The organism is Portibacter lacus, from assembly GCF_021533215.1.
Classification (GTDB): domain Bacteria; phylum Bacteroidota; class Bacteroidia; order Chitinophagales; family Saprospiraceae; genus Portibacter; species Portibacter lacus.
On the sequence record NZ_JAJNKA010000007.1, the window covers coordinates 192,600 to 206,391 of the forward strand.

Annotated in this window: 8 protein-coding genes; 1 reads left to right on the forward strand and 7 read right to left on the reverse strand. The window is 38.1% G+C overall.

Going from position 1 to position 13,792, the window contains the following annotated elements; genetic code table 11:
* Positions 1-89: 89 nt before the first annotated feature.
* Positions 90-3,122, reverse strand: a complete 3,033-nt coding sequence (locus L2586_RS13755) for a DUF1593 domain-containing protein (RefSeq protein ID WP_235293492.1) — start codon at positions 3,120-3,122, stop codon at positions 90-92.
* Between the two features lie 595 nt (positions 3,123-3,717).
* Between L2586_RS13755 and L2586_RS13760 the strand changes: the two genes are divergently transcribed.
* The gene (locus tag L2586_RS13760) at positions 3,718-4,287 is read left to right on the forward strand and encodes an RNA polymerase sigma factor (protein WP_235293493.1); all 570 of its coding nucleotides are present in this window, start codon (positions 3,718-3,720) and stop codon (positions 4,285-4,287) included.
* 2 nt (positions 4,288-4,289) lie between these two features.
* Here L2586_RS13760 and L2586_RS13765 read toward each other — a convergent pair whose 3' ends face one another.
* The 6 genes from L2586_RS13765 to L2586_RS13790 all read right to left on the reverse strand — a co-directional run bounded on the left by L2586_RS13765 (position 4,290) and on the right by L2586_RS13790 (position 13,780).
* Positions 4,290-6,365, reverse strand: coding sequence for a serine hydrolase (locus L2586_RS13765; protein WP_235293494.1), 2,076 nt, complete (start codon positions 6,363-6,365; stop codon positions 4,290-4,292).
* A gap of 183 nt (positions 6,366-6,548) precedes the next feature.
* Complete coding sequence (locus L2586_RS13770; RefSeq protein ID WP_235293495.1) at positions 6,549-8,303, reverse strand: T9SS type A sorting domain-containing protein; 1,755 nt, start codon at positions 8,301-8,303, stop codon at positions 6,549-6,551.
* Between the two features lie 379 nt (positions 8,304-8,682).
* Complete coding sequence (locus tag L2586_RS13775) at positions 8,683-10,221, reverse strand: serine hydrolase (protein ID WP_235293496.1); 1,539 nt, start codon at positions 10,219-10,221, stop codon at positions 8,683-8,685.
* Between the two features lie 17 nt (positions 10,222-10,238).
* Positions 10,239-11,426, reverse strand: a complete 1,188-nt coding sequence (locus L2586_RS13780; protein ID WP_235293497.1) for a DUF819 family protein — start codon at positions 11,424-11,426, stop codon at positions 10,239-10,241.
* A 135-nt stretch (positions 11,427-11,561) separates the two neighbouring features.
* On the reverse strand, positions 11,562-12,659 hold the full coding sequence (locus tag L2586_RS13785) for an aminotransferase class I/II-fold pyridoxal phosphate-dependent enzyme (protein ID WP_235293498.1): 1,098 nt from the start codon (positions 12,657-12,659) through the stop codon (positions 11,562-11,564).
* Entirely contained in the window at positions 12,653-13,780 is a 1,128-nt protein-coding gene (locus tag L2586_RS13790) for a mandelate racemase/muconate lactonizing enzyme family protein (protein ID WP_235293499.1), read from the reverse strand. Before L2586_RS13790 ends, L2586_RS13785 begins: the two co-directional genes overlap by 7 nt.
* Positions 13,781-13,792: the final 12 nt, after the last annotated feature.

The following is a 13,792-nucleotide window of genomic DNA, read 5'->3' on the forward strand; positions in this document are numbered from 1 at the left end:
TGACCTAGAAGAAAAACCGACTGCAATTGCATCTGGATAAACGTTGATTCGCAGTAAGAATCATTACCAGAAACATGCCCTAAGCTGTATTAATCAGCAGGTTGCACCTCTACAATCACTCTTCGGTAGGCATATAACGAAGGACTTCCACTATCATGAAGTGATAAAATAATATGGATGTTTTTACCCGCTGAATCTGTAGGAATTTCCACTTGGGCAGTATTCGCTGAGCTATTCTGAATGTTGATGTTTCCTTTATAGGTACTTGCTTCTTCATAAAATGCCCAATTGTAATTCAGCGCGTCACCATCTGGATCCGATGAATCGATTGCATTAACATCGATGACGGAACCTGCCTTAGCATTCATGGTCAATACAGCTTTGGTGTGGTCACCATTCAATACTGCCGAGGGATGGTGATTCGCATCTTCGTATTTGCTCGTTATACTCCAGTCCATCCGTGCTGCAAAGTCATTATCGTAGCCTGTGCTCCATCTCTTGATGGCTTTTGCCTTTTCAGGGGTATTGCCATACATGTAATATGGATCAAATTTGCTTTCACCATCTTTCTCTATTTTAGGTACTCCTGGCATGCTTCGTATCCCAGCTTTTTTCGTAAAACTAAAGCGACCTCCCCAGCCGCCTTGATCTATTTGCTCTGGATCATTCAGACCATTCGGATAGACATGCATAAATGCTGGTGAATCACCTTCCGTTGCCCACTTTCTGTCTGGGTATTCCGCTCCCAAAGGTCCATGGTTTTGGATGTGTTCATCGAGGTATTCGTCTGATGGTGCCCAACCGTATACACCTGTTGCTCTGATGTAAAAAGTCTGGGGGAAGTTTTTCGCAATCCACGCGCCCGCGTCATCTTGGCCTAGTATGTCAAACAGTCTTAATTTGCTTAGAAATGCTTCGAATGCTTCTGGCGAACGAGTTTCTCGCACCTTCCAAATCGCTTGTGCAGCAATATTCATTCCTCCCCACCCTAATACCCAAACTGGTCTTGGATCATCTTTATCTACAGCGCTGATGATGAGGTCAGAGCTTGGGCTATCTTTTCCTGTTCCCACATCACTCATGCCGTATCCTGTCTGTCCCATGATCGAAATAGATCTCAAGTATTCTGGACTTGGAAACCCGTCAGCATGAATTTTCAGATTCTCATATACTTTATCATATGCATCGACGATTTGATCAAGCATCGCTGTATTGCTTTGTGTTTTCTTCCAGCATCCGGTGGAAACAATTAATCCTTCGATGTCAAATTCGTTCGCACAGACTAACTGGCGGACTAGAGACTGTTTATCATCGGGATCTGCGCCAAGGTCGGTAGTGTTAATGACTCGAGGTTTATAGTTCATACCATAACCATTTGATACAATAGATTTTCTTGCATTCGACATTTTTTCACTGAACTTTTTGCCATCTCCATCGAACTGAATCACGTTGCAGTTTTCTATTTTCCAATCCTGCATCGTCAGTGAATCATATCCTGTAATGTAGTACCCCACTTGATCAAAATAAGTTACTGCTGGATGTGATGACCAACTTAGTTTCGCACCTTTCTCTATAAATATTGGCTTTCCTTGTGTTAAGTTGTGCCCTTGCAAATACTTTAAATCGGCTCCCTGGTCTACGATCTTCGCCCAATTAACGACTAGGTCATTCCCTACATGAGCTTGGTACCAGTACTTATGATCCGTCATTTTGGAACCTGGATAGGTTCTAGGGATATATTCATAAAGCCATTGCATAAAAGGCTTTTTTGTAGCATTGGAAGAAAGATTTTTTCGTGGTTTATCACTGCTATTTGCATTAGAAGGTGTGTCTGTCTGAGAAAAGATATTCCACTCCTTGGTCATTGAAGATACAAATGGATCAGCATTCCCATTAAACTGAACAACACATAGATCGCCAATTTCCAATTGGCCCATTGTTGAAGTGTTGTATTTGGTTATATAATAACCCACATTCTTCGAATGCTTGATTCCAGCATAACTTTCCCAACCAGTATCTATATTTTGTTCAATGAAAAATGATTTGTCCTCACGAACACCATGCAGTTTGTTCATGGCCATTTGTGATTTGTCCATCGTTCCCCATGTCACAGTCAGATCATATGCAGGAATAACTGATTGATACCATCCGCCGTAATAATCTATAACAAGCGCGGGATGTGTTGTATGAACATACTTTTTTAACCAGTTTACAAAAGTGATCTCTGATTTACTGGGGTTCATTTTATGGTTTTCCACCATCTTATTTGTGAAATTATCAGGTTTGCCATCGTACTGAATAACAGTCACTTGCCCAACATCAAATGATCCCATTGTTCCAGGGGAATAAGCGGAAATATAATATCCAACGCCAGGGTAATAAGTGACTTCAGAAAGATTATCCCAGTTCTCTTGACTTGTTTTCGCTATGAAGATGGACTTGTTTTCATGAAGTCCTTCGAGGTCTTTTAAGTTAAATTGTGTCTGCGGAACGAGACCCCAGCTTACGGTCAAATCCTCTTCTGGAATCTTAACTTGTAACCAGTCGTTGTGATGAATGACACTGCTTCCAGGATATTTATTTGGTATATGATCTTTAAGCCAAAGTGAAAACTCAGTGTCATCTTCTGCATGACTAGCTCTTCGAGCTCTTGATTTCCAGACCTTATTCATTTCTTCGATGAATTTGTTGGCGTCGCCACCTCTAAACTGTAGGACTGAAAGTTTGGCCACTTCTAAATTCCCCATACTTGATGGATTATAACTAGGAATATAGTAACCTGCCCCTTCTGCATAATTCATGTTTGGAATGCTCGACCAATCTTCATCTAGAGGCTCTGAAATAAAAAGTGCTTTACCTTCATAATGACCATGAACTTCTTTTAAAGTCAATTTTTCTTGAGGTAAGTATGCCCAACTAATGGTAAGATCCAAGTCATCAATCACAGCTTGATACCAATCGCTGTGATCGATGACATTAGATGTTGGATATTTAGCAGGAATGTAAACTTTCAACCATTCCGCTAAATTGGGTTCTTCGTTTTGTTTTGCTGCGTGGAGCGCTGAAATTGGTAGGAAGAGAAAGTAAATACTAAAAAGCAAGAAAGGAAATTTAATTTTCATAAGTGAGTTTTGAACGTGTAGTAGAAATAAAGCATTTGAGTTTTATTTACTAAAAGTGATTATGAAGATGATAGAAAGGTGAGTAAGCTTTCTATCATTATATTATATGTTTTTCTTATTGGTCAATTTAATAGAGTTAATGGATAGTTTGCACTGAGGAACAATTTTGTGTTTAGTCATAGATTAATTTTGGTTTATTTACGATAATCTTCGTTTAGTGCTTATTCGTAATTATATGCAATTATAACGAAATAAAAACGAAAATATTATTTTTTTATATATTGGAGTTTTTGGAATTAGTGATTTTGTTATAATCTCGGCTTCGAACTGTATTTATAAAGCGAGGAAAAGAGCGTAGGATGAAAATAATAGCTCTCCGATTCAGTGCAAGGATCACTTTGAATCGCAACATAAATCATCCGATGGGAAAGCGGACACTTAGTTTCACTCCATGAGACACCATGATTTTGCTAAATGAAATCTTACATTTTATAAGGCTCGATAATCCGTTTCGTAAATTGGTTTTCATTCATGGCATTATTCATAATTTTCGTTATATTTGGATATCTATGAATCTTATACGTAAAACTTGCTAATGCAAAGGAAATCTATGACAGAAGAGGACCTCATTTGTGGCATAAAGAACGGTGACGAAGACAGCTACAAGCATATGTTTGATTGCTATTACAACCAGTTATGTATCTATGTGAAAAAGTTAGCTGGAGATATTCCTATCGCTGAAGATCTCGTCCAAGATGTCTTCCTTAATATCTGGATTAAAAGAGACAAACTAAAGATTACGCGATCACTTAGAAACTACCTATATAGATCTGTTCACAATCAATTTTTACTTCACGTTAGAAATAAGAAAATTCGATTTATTGACTTGGATTACTTAAGAGTTTCGGCTTTAATAGATGAGAATCTTTCGGTAGAAGATAACGAACTGATCGGTGTGAAACTAGATAAAATTAGCGATGCAATAGAATCTCTTCCACCGAGATGTAAAACCGCCTTTAAGCTCAGCCGTTACGATGGTTTCAAATATAAGGATATCGCTGAATCGATGAATATTTCTAAAAAGACCGTAGAACATCTTATCTCTAAAGCACTTTCGATCTTAAGAAAAGTCCAACTCTTCGGTTTTCTCTGGATATTGTTTTAAGCTTAGTGAATCAGGATCATTTTTTTCAACACCATATCTTTTCCAGACCTTAACTTATAGATATAAATTCCTGGTTCTACCCTGCTTCCATTATCACTTGTGCATCTCCATCTCACGGTATGCTTTCCAGCATCTTTATATCCATTCACTAAGTTAGCTACCTCTTGTCCTTGCATATTGTAAATAGATAAGTTAACATCTGATGGTTGTGCTATAAAATAATCGATCGTCGTCTGATCCGTGAATGGATTTGGATAATTATAGACTGATTTGACATTAGGATTTACATTGAAAGTAGAAGAAGTTCTACCTGTTTCTAATTCATATAAATCTGTGCTATTAATACTTGTAGCAATGACATGATCTCCAGTGTAAGCAATGTCACTTAATCCAGCATATGGCGCAGGGATTTCATTTATCTGTTCCAATGTTCGATTCTCCTCTGAATAATCGAATATTCTAATCAAATTATCGATGCTGTCATTCACCCAAAGTCTTCCATCTACCCAAGCTAAAGAAGTCGGAGATGATAGAGGAACATCAACATTGACCTCCTCCTTCTGCTCACCATTTAATCCAAACCTATAAATGTTGTTACCAGGAAGTGCTATCCAAATTTCATCATCGAAAATAGCAAGCCCTCGCTGCTGTTCTCCTAGATCTGTAGACCAAGTATTGATTAGATTCCCTGAAAGATCCACTTCCCAAACCTCACCACTATTACTTAGATTTTGATTCATCAAAATGGTTTTTCTTTCTTTACTCCAGGCAGCTCCTTTGGGAGTAGATGTGGAACTTGAACGATTAGGAAATTGTTCTCCTGTAAGTCCTGTTATTTTATCCACTTCATACCAGTTATTGTCTGTTTCATTCAATACCCAAGCCTTGTCGCCATTCCATATTACAGCTCCCCATTGACTGGCAGAATCTAATTCCATCCTTGCGATTACATCTCCCTCTTCCAGTTCAATCGGTGTTGGATTTTCTGTAAATAAATCATATTCCGGCCACTCATTGACAGAATAGATACCCTCCCAGATAGCAGCATCTATTTCTTCATTGAATTTATCAATGTTGCTTTCGAATCTAAAATTGAGTGCGAAAGAAAATACAATATCATCATTTCCTACACTTACGATTTCCGCTGTAGTGCCAGGCAGACTACCCACATGCCACATACTTCCATTCCCAACAGCCCAACCTTTCGCATAGTTAGAATAATTAGAAGGAGTCACCATTAACTGACGATAAAATGGGGAAATAATATCAGGCCTTGAAGACTTTCCATCCACTGCAGTACCAAATTTGATTAGGTCACCAGCAGTACTCACCCAGCCACCATGTGCATCCATCGCTTCTATGTCGAATCCACCGTAAGGTAATGGGACAGTACTACCATCTCCGTAGACAGATTTAGCATCATTGAAAGAAAAGTAGTAAGCTTCTTCTAGATCTTGACGTGCAGGTTCATTCGTGGCAAGCACAAAACTACTTGCATTGATTTTATCAAAAATTTCTTCCTTTATAAATTCTTCATACGATTTTCCAGAAATCTTTTCAATTACTCTACCCAAAACGAGGTAGCCAAAGTTCGAGTATTTATAACTAGTCCCAGGCACCTTATCTAGTGACCTACCCATCATATATTCTATAAACACCTCCTTACTAGGTGGAGAAGGAACATTCATTATTGCTGCTACTTGGAGACTTCGAAACATTGGTGAATCTCCCCATCCACCTAGATGATGTAGAAGATCGTATATGGTAATGTCTTCTATTCGAGCATCTTTAGTCGGAGTATATTCATTCAATATTCCTGATTCACCAAAAACTACATCATCAAAACTCAACTCGCCATTTTCTATTAATTGTAAGATAGCTACTGCTGTGATAGGCTTCGATACACTTGCTACTCTGAATTTATGCTCTGGGTAAACTCGTCTTTCACTAGTATTATTGATTTTACCAAAACCTCTTTCATAAACCAATCTGCCATCTTTACTAATGGCTACCGAAATACCACCTGGTACAAACCACTTATCTAAAAACTTCTGAACAGCCGTGTCTATTCCTTTCATTCTAGGGTCTTTGAATCCAGTTTGCCCAAAAATTGACAGAAAAGAAAAAAGAAAAAGGATCAGAAAAACACTGATTTTGATGTTGCTGTTGTTGTTAAACATGATGGCTACTATATAAGTCTAATTGTTCAGTATTCTAAGGATAAAGTGGCGGCAACATAACGAATGCTGCCGCCTGAAAATCTAATCTACGTAAATCATCTGAATTACATTACTTCTTTTATTCGTTGAAATTTTAAAATAATAAACTCCAGGAAGCAAGTCACTTCCCTGAGCGTCCCATGCTATACTATGATTACCAGCTGCAACTTTCTCATTTACAAGATCCAGCATTTTTTGCCCTTGAATATTGTAAATGCTAGCTGTCACATTTCCTGACTCTTCCATCGTATAATGAATAGATGTGGAAGCGTTAAATGGATTAGGGAATGCGCTTGCATTAATTTTCGGAACCGATAAGTTTTCAGTTGAGCTTGAAATCAATTCAGTCTTCAGTCCATATAGAATATCTGTTCCCCACCCTGCTGTTAACATTTCTTCACCAGTATAAGCCATGCCCCAAAAACTGTGAAATGGCAAAAGGAAAGATTTTACTTTAGTCAATGCCAGATTTTCCTCGTCATAATTATAAACAGCGATGTGTTGACCATCTCTATCATTCACCCATAATTGCTTATCATCTACCCAATCTAAACCACCTGAGAATAGAATAGGAACATCAAGACTCACATCATCTAAAGCATTTCCATCTAGATCAAATCTGTATATAAAATCAGATCCGATGTAGGAAACCCATATTTCATCTTTTCTAATGGCCAATCCTCGGATATCGTTTCCTAGTTCAGACGGCCAACCATTTACTTTTTCACCATTCTTATTAATTTCCCAAATTTCTCCTTCACCAATTCCACTTTGATTCGTAAAAAAGGTACTATTCTTAGTGCTCCAGGCTGCTCCTTGTGCCCAACTTAATGCATCAGGTGCATTAGGAAATGTTACACCTGTAGGACCTGAAGTTTTATCTAATTGGTGCCATAAATTATCGTCTTCACTTAGTCCCCACGCGTATTCACCATCCCAGGCAAGGCTCGTAGAAGGGTAACCTGCAACAGAAAATATAGTGTCGCCAGCAAGAACTTCATCTTTTGGTGTTACTTGATCATCCAACATCATCCACAGCAACTTATCATAATTCCAGCCAGATGACAATAATTCTGTCCCAGTGTAAGCTAAGCCGAATTGAGAATAATGTGCTCTTGGATACTTTCGCACTTGAGTCAGTATAAAGTTTTCTTCATCGTAGTCATAAACTCGGAGAACCGCACCAGCATTATCATTAATCCATAACTGACCATTCGCCCACTCCATATCTCTTGCATAATCCACTGCTCCACCTTCGATCGTAATCACACCGAGCGAAGTTCCATCTAAATCAAAACGGAAGATAAACTCATTAGGAGGATCGCTGTCTGCATTAGCTTGTCCGATCCATACTTCATCATCTACGATCGTTAGTCCACGTTGACTATTCGGATTAAAGATATTTGCATCCCAGACATTTGCAACTGTTCCGTCTAGATTCAATTCCCAAACTTCACCATCGTTGACACCATATTGTAAAGTGTAATAGGTATTTCTAGTCGGACTATAAGCTAATCCTTGTACATTTACATTACCGCCTTCTGGATTGTTAAATGCTGGTGTTGTTTCACCAGTGCTTTTGTCAATGTATAACCAATTTCCATCTGATTCATTCTGAGTTAGTAAGTTCGTTCCATCCCAAGCAAGAGAAACCCATCCAGTTCGGCCAAGATCAACTCTGTTAATAATATCTCCAGTAACAGACTGAGCATTAGCGTATAAATACAAAACACAAAATAACAGAATCAAAGCAACAGTTTTGTTTCGACTATTTTTTTTCAATGTAACCATCTTCATAATAATTTCAATTTAGTTTTAAAAAAGTATCGTGATCCGTACAGTCATCAAAGCAATCTTTCTGGGCGCCTAATTTCTCCGGATGGAAAGCGCTGTTTCAAGTTTAGCAAATTGCCATTTCTTGCTTCTACCAATACGATACACGAACCTCAAAAAACCCCTATCTTTTTTGAGTTCACTTTATTATTTCATTGAAAAAAATTAGAAATTATATGGGTTTACCTTTTCTTTTCATGGTCAATGTTTTAATGCAGGGTATTCAGTTAAGCACTAAAACCATGAAATTTCATTGATCAATAAGTGAAGGTTTTGGTCTAAATAAGAACAGCACTATCGGATGATAGTGCTGATTAAAATCGACTGTACTTTAAAGTCCCTCTTAGTTTTTCTTAAAGGTATATTCTAGGGTATCAATCCAATCTGGGCGGACTGCCATCTTGAAATTAATGATCTGACCATGTCCATTAAAGTCAAAATACATGTTGCTTTCTTTCCATAGACGATGATTCCACTTGGCAGTAAATGTATTATAGTATAGATGTGAAATATCTCCGATAAATCCTGGGTGGGCTGAAAGTGACACCTTCAATTTTCCATCTTCCATGTAAACTTTAGCAGTCCCATAAACATCACTCGTATATTCACCGCAGTAATCATTTAATGCGAGTGTCGGTGTTGTAACGGGAATACTTGCTTTTGCCTTAGCTGCCTCTTCTGCTCTACGAGCTTTATTTGCTTTATTGATTTTCAGATATTTGCCACTCCAGTCCATGTTTTCCTCGACGCCTAATAATCTATCGAATAGATACTTAGGAAGGCAATTCTGAATGTCATGCTGATCACTATTGGTTACGAGAATAACGCCAATATTCTCTTCAGGAATAAATCCCACATAAGAAAGCATGCCATCTAATCCGCCTGTGTGCTCGACCAAGTATTCTCCCCGAAAATCAAATACTCTCCAACCCAAAGCATATGATGAGAAATTCGTGTACGGATTTAAATTCTCCTTACTCCATTTACTGACATTGATGATTGAATGTGGTTTCCGTGTTTCTTCTATGATACTTTCCTCCAGAATTTTATGGCTTTTGTAGGTTCCATTCGCTAGTTGCATTTGTACCCAGTGTGTCAGATCATTCACACTTGTCACTACTGAAGCTGCGGGTGCGCAATTGTCAACGTTCAGCTGAGCAATTGGTACTAGTTCCCCATTCACGCCTGAGTGTGGAACCGCCACATTTTCCATGTTAGGTAGACCACTAACTGACATCAAGCTTCGAGTCATTCCCAACGGATCGAAAAACTGAGTTTCAATAAATTTTTCATAAGTCATTCCTGAAACTTTAGCAATCACTTCACCTACTACAAGATATCCGAGGTTACAGTATATATATTTTTCATGCAAATCAGCAACTGGCTTCTGAAATCTTATTCTACGAATGACTTCAGCTTTGTCATAATTCGAATCCCACCACGTGAGATCACCAGCCCATAAACCTAGGCCACTCTTATGTGAAAGGAAGTCTCGGATCGTAACTTTTCTAGTTACTTGTGGGTCATACATTTGAAAATCAGGTAAATGTTTGATCACTGGATCGTCCCATGATAGCTTGCCTTGTTGAACGAGTATACCAACGGCCATACTTGTAAATGCTTTGGTATTAGAAGCAACAGAAAATACCGTATTTTCATCTACCCGACCAGGTTTGTTTAATTCTTTAACTCCAAAGCCATTTTTATACACTACTTCACCATCTTTAATTAAGGCAACGGCAAGACCTGGAATTTCCCAACTCTTTCGTGCTTCTTCGATGTAGTTTTCTATTTCTTTATATTGACCTTGCTGTGCTTTACTACTTACTGAAGCTAAAACTACAAGTGTGCTGGTCAGTATTAAATAACTTATTAATTTCATGTGCTAACTATTAAGATTTAAAAGATATTTTCTAAAATAAGACCTGCAAAGTATCCTGTATAATTTCCTATGATATATCCCCATATTCCCATTAATAAAGATGGGACAATATATGCATTCCATCCTTTTGCTTTAGCAATGGCAACTCCATTCATAGGACCGCCAGAAGTAACAATTGCCGCCATAACGAGGTCTTCAAGTTCAAACTTAAACAACTTACCCAGCGAAAACGTGACAAGAAAATTGAAAGCTAGAATAATTGCGCAAAAAATCAACATGATGGGAGCACCTACGATTACTGTTTTAATACTTGCAGGTACACCAATGAGGACGAAAAACAAAAAGATGAAAAACACTCCGATTTCATTATTACCGTTGAGCGTTTTCGCGAATTTCGGGAAAAGAATAGGAAACAACATGGAGAAAGTGGTCAATAAAATGTATTTCTGACCTAGTAAACCTCGGACTATACCACTAAATCGATCCGCGGAAAAATAGTCACTAATCAATACGGACATTGCAGTAATCACGAAGGCAATAGTAAGAACAAAACCAATATCTAACAGAGTAATTTGCTTCGAATTTTCATCTGAGTTAGCTGTTGCTGAGTCTTCAGCTTTCTTGAATTTAGCCTCATTAATACGTGGAAATAATTTACGAATAAGTGGCATCGAAGGTAGTGCAATCAGTAAGATAAAATAGATCGCCATGATTCCATTATCTGCTACGATGGTAGCATTTACTAAATCCTCCGGCGGTTCGAATGCGGCGACAAGCGCCACAAAATTGATAGAACCACCAATGTAACTTCCCGTCATAGCAGGCACGATTTGCGCAAGATGCGGCACAGCATTGTATAACAGTGCAACAGCAATAATACTACCGACGATCGTACCCAGTGCACTTAAGTGAAAAGCCCAAAATAGTGAGCCCGCTTCTTTCACGATCGTCTTAACGTTGATTTTCATTAAAAGCAACGGAATCGTCAATGGTACAATGTATTCCCAGATGAGATCATAGGATGCGGATGCAGTTGGTAAAAACCCAATGTTAGAAAGTAACATTCCTAACATCATGGCTACCAAAGCACCCGTTAATTTCTTAAACAATTTGTATTTTTCCTCTAAGTAAATACTAATTGTAGCTATAGAAATTAAGGTCATCCATATCACCCAATGGTTTTCTGGGGAAATCATGCTTTTCATAGTGTGTCTATTTTAAAATAAGTAAGCATCAAAGTTTTTATTTCGCGTAAGTTCATAAAGATGGAAATTCATCAATAGGCTTACAGCATATGTTTTCAAGTCATGAACATCTCTTTATTTTCATAAAATCGTTGTTCATAAGGACGATTTTACGGTATTAAATAGTAGATCAATCTCTTCTTCTGTAGCATCACTTGTCAGAATAAATCTAAAATGACCTCCTTCTGGTGAGCCTGGATAATTAATAAAGGGAGGATATATTCCATTCTTAAGTAACAAATCTCTCAGGATCAAATTTCTTTCTTCATCGTGATAAGTTATAGAGAAAATAGGCACCGTAGAATTCGGCATTTCAAATCCAATCTCCTTAAACCTTTGTTTGAGTTTTAGCGTCCGTTGTTGTAGGCCAGTGATCAAATCTGGGTTATCAAGTAGGTAGTCAATAGATCTTATACCTGCAGCTGCAAGTGGTAATGCAAGTCCAGTACTTCCTACATATGCGCTACTTTTATTTTGTATTTTCTCTATTAATTCTGCACTTCCCGTAATAACACCGCCTAGCGTTCCAAATCCTTTGCTCAGTGTTCCTGTTTGGTAGATCATTTCCTTGTCCACACCTTTTTCTTCCCAAGTTCCTTTACCCGTGGGGCCTATAACTGCCATCGCATGAGCATCATCTACCAATATTTTTCCGTCGTATTTAGAAAGAATCTGTACGTAATCTTCTAAAGGTGCCATGTCGCCTCTCGCAGGAAATACACCATCAGTCATAACGAGGACTTTACTTTGAGGCAGAACATGCTGTTCTATCATTTCTTGTAAATGCTGAGCATCTAGAAACTTGAATTTAATGACTTTCTTTCCTGTAATCTTCACAGCAGATTCAAGACTAGAATGAGATCCTTCATCCATAATAAAGATGTCGAAATCATCAGCTATTGCTTGAAGCATGATTAGATTTGATAGATAGCCAGTGGTATAAACCGCAGATGCATCTGTATCGAAAAAATCTGCAACTTTCTGCTCTAACTTGTTGAGCAGAATATGATTTCCGGTTGTAATTCTTGAACCAGTAGGGCTAATTCCATACTTCGTCACGGCTTGACAAATAGTATTCGCAATGATCGGATTAGTCGACATTCGATGATAGTCGATTCCCGCTAAATACAGGTAATCATTCCCTTCGTAATTGATCTGGTTTCTACCAGTAAAATTGATTTCAGGTCCTAGCATAAAACATTGACTTCACAAGATTGAATAAAGCTTTCATCCGGTTCTGCTCCGATACCTGGTGAGTCAGGGAGCGTAATCATTCCATTCTCAATAGAGATTCCACCTTCGATTGGGTCTATAGAATGTTCAAGGTGTGAATCGAGATCGAAAAATTGGATGATAGGATTAGATAATCCAAAGTGTGCTGCTGCAGTCAGACCTAATCTTGTTTCTGACATACAACCTACCATAGAAGGTATGGCACCAGCATCGGCAATGCTTGCTATTTTTATTGCATTCTTAATTCCACCGGACTTTGAAAATTTGATATTAAAATATGGAGCTACGTTATTCGTAATCAAGCTGATTGCATTCGTCGGCGAGAACAAAGATTCATCTGCCATAATTGGAATGGTCGATTGACTACTTACCAGTTTTGTCCCATTAATATCGTTCACAGGACAAGGTTGCTCACAAAATTCAATATTAAATTCATCATATGCTTTGAGGTTTCTTATCGCACGCATTCGATCCCAGCCTTGGTTCGCATCTATCCTTAGAATCACATCTTTGCCTACAGCATCACTTATATATTTTAGCCTAGCATAATCGGCTGCATCATCTAATCCGAGTTTAACCTTGATGATATTAAATCCCATTTCTTTTATGGATAATGCTTTTTCGCCAGCTTCTTCAGGCTCACATAATCCAATGGTCATATCTGTTTCTATTTCCCGCTTTTCTCCACCCAGAAATAAATACAAAGGCATTTCAGCAGCTTTCGATGCCACATCGTATAATGCCATGTCAATCGCACTTTTTAACGTTGTATTATGAGGAAGATGCTTGTCCATAAATCTGACGATTGCATCTATTGCTAATGGATTTCTTCCCAGTAAATATGGTTTGAATTCTTTACCAGCAGCTAAGGCAATATCCTGAGTTTCGCCTACAAGAGCATGGAAAGGAGCACCTTCACCCCACCCGATAATTCCTACATTTGTTTCAATCTTCACCAGGACATTGTGTGCGACATTTAGGCTCATAGCAGCCAACTTAAACTCTTCCCTTAATGGAATATCAAATCTATAAAATTTGATGTCTGAAATTTTCAGTCCAGGAAAATCTATATTTTTATTCATTCAATTCTTTTA

Bases quoted from the DNA above. Each gene is read 5' to 3' on its own strand.
- L2586_RS13790 (WP_235293499.1), bottom strand. From the start codon at position 13,780: ATGAATAAAAATATAGATTTTCCTGGACTGAAAATTTCAGACATCAAA.
- L2586_RS13755 (WP_235293492.1), bottom strand. From the start codon at position 3,122: ATGAAAATTAAATTTCCTTTCTTGCTTTTTAGTATTTACTTTCTCTTC.
- L2586_RS13785 (WP_235293498.1), bottom strand. From the start codon at position 12,659: ATGCTAGGACCTGAAATCAATTTTACTGGTAGAAACCAGATCAATTAC.
- L2586_RS13765 (WP_235293494.1), bottom strand. From the start codon at position 6,365: ATGAAAGGAATAGACACGGCTGTTCAGAAGTTTTTAGATAAGTGGTTT.
- L2586_RS13775 (WP_235293496.1), bottom strand. From the start codon at position 10,221: ATGAAATTAATAAGTTATTTAATACTGACCAGCACACTTGTAGTTTTA.
- L2586_RS13770 (WP_235293495.1), bottom strand. From the start codon at position 8,303: ATGAAGATGGTTACATTGAAAAAAAATAGTCGAAACAAAACTGTTGCT.
- L2586_RS13780 (WP_235293497.1), bottom strand. From the start codon at position 11,426: ATGAAAAGCATGATTTCCCCAGAAAACCATTGGGTGATATGGATGACC.
- L2586_RS13760 (WP_235293493.1), top strand. From the start codon at position 3,718: ATGCAAAGGAAATCTATGACAGAAGAGGACCTCATTTGTGGCATAAAG.